We start from the raw sequence: 1,157 nt of genomic DNA on the forward strand, positions 1-1,157 counted from the left end.
CGACCTGGGCGTCGAACCTGGCGCCTCCCCCTCCGATGCGGGCGAGCGCCGGCAGGCTCGTGGCGTCCGTCCACACGATCGTGGGGCCGGCGACGGTGACGTCGGTGAACCCGTGGTCCAGCAGGAGGTTCCGGTAGCGGCGGGCGACCCGCGGGTTCGGCATGGCGTCGGCGCGGGCGTGGACGAGTGAGCGGGTGAGCTCGGGGTCGTCGGAGTCGATGACGAACGTGTCCCAGTCCTGGCCGACGAGCACCGCGCGGCCGCCGGGGGCCAGCACCCGGCGGGCCTCGGCGACGGCCTGCTCGGGCTCGGCGAGGACGTGCAGGACCTTGTCGGTGCGGTAGCCGGTGACGGAGCCGTCGTCCAGAGGCAGCGCGGTGGCGTCGGCGACGTGGAACTCGCTCCCCGGCCACCGTTCGGAGGCGACCTCGACCATGGCGGGGTCCAGGTCGACGCCGATGGCCCGCGCCCCGCGGGCGGCCAGCTCCCCGACGGCGCGGCCACTGCCGCAGCCGACGTCGACGTCGGTGGCGCCCAGCCCATCGTAGGTGAGTTCTCGCAGGTCACGAGCCTGGGGAAGATCGTCGAAGGCGTCGAGGACGGTGAGCAGCTTGGACATGGCCGCCAGTGTGCGACTTAATGTCGACATGAAGTCAATCGGCGAGGTGGCGGCGCAGTTCGGGCTGCCGACGCACGTGCTGCGGTACTGGGAGGCCGAAGGTCTGCTGGCGCCGGCCCGCGCAGGGGACCGTCGCCGTTACACCGACGCCGACGTGCACCGGGTGGCGGCGATCCTGATCTCGAAGGAGGCGGGATTCGAACTCGCGGACATCCGGACGATGCTGGCCGCCCGGTCCACCTCGGAGCGCCACGAGGTGACGGTCCGGCACCGCGAGAGGCTGCTGGTCCGGATCGCCCGGGCGCAGGCCGCACTCGACATGATCGAGGGTGAGTGCCCGCATGACGACATCATGACGTGCCCGCGTTTCCAGGGACTCCTGGCTGATCGACTGCGGTCGTCGAACGCGCCGGCATAGTCGGTCGCCGGCGTCCGAGCGGATGACCCGCGGCGCCGTTCGCGCGGCGGAAAAGCAGGAAGCTCCTGGCGGCGGCAGGAGCGGGGCGGCTCCGGCTGGCCCGGCTACAAGAAGCTCAGG

Annotated in this window: 2 protein-coding genes; one reads left to right on the forward strand and one right to left on the reverse strand. The window is 72.3% G+C overall.

What is annotated here, in order from left to right; all coding sequences use genetic code 11:
- Nucleotides 1–619, reverse strand: a 619-nt coding sequence (locus AB0C69_RS42455) for a methyltransferase domain-containing protein (protein WP_360362659.1), incomplete at its 3' end; no start/stop codon positions are given.
- Here AB0C69_RS42455 and AB0C69_RS42460 point away from each other — a divergent pair.
- Nucleotides 618–1,037, forward strand: coding sequence for a MerR family transcriptional regulator (locus AB0C69_RS42460; RefSeq protein WP_360362662.1), 420 nt, complete (start codon nucleotides 618–620; stop codon nucleotides 1,035–1,037). The two genes, AB0C69_RS42455 and AB0C69_RS42460, sit on opposite strands and share 2 nt — an antisense overlap.
- The last annotated feature ends 120 nt before the right edge of the window (nucleotides 1,038–1,157 follow it).

The sequence above is a fragment of the Actinomadura sp. NPDC048032 genome (assembly GCF_040653175.1).
Taxonomy (GTDB): Bacteria; Actinomycetota; Actinomycetes; order Streptosporangiales; family Streptosporangiaceae; genus Spirillospora; species Spirillospora verrucosospora.

Coding starts and splice junctions, on each gene's coding strand:
- AB0C69_RS42460 (WP_360362662.1), top strand. CDS start 618: ATGGCCGCCAGTGTGCGACTTAATGTCGACATGAAGTCAATCGGCGAG.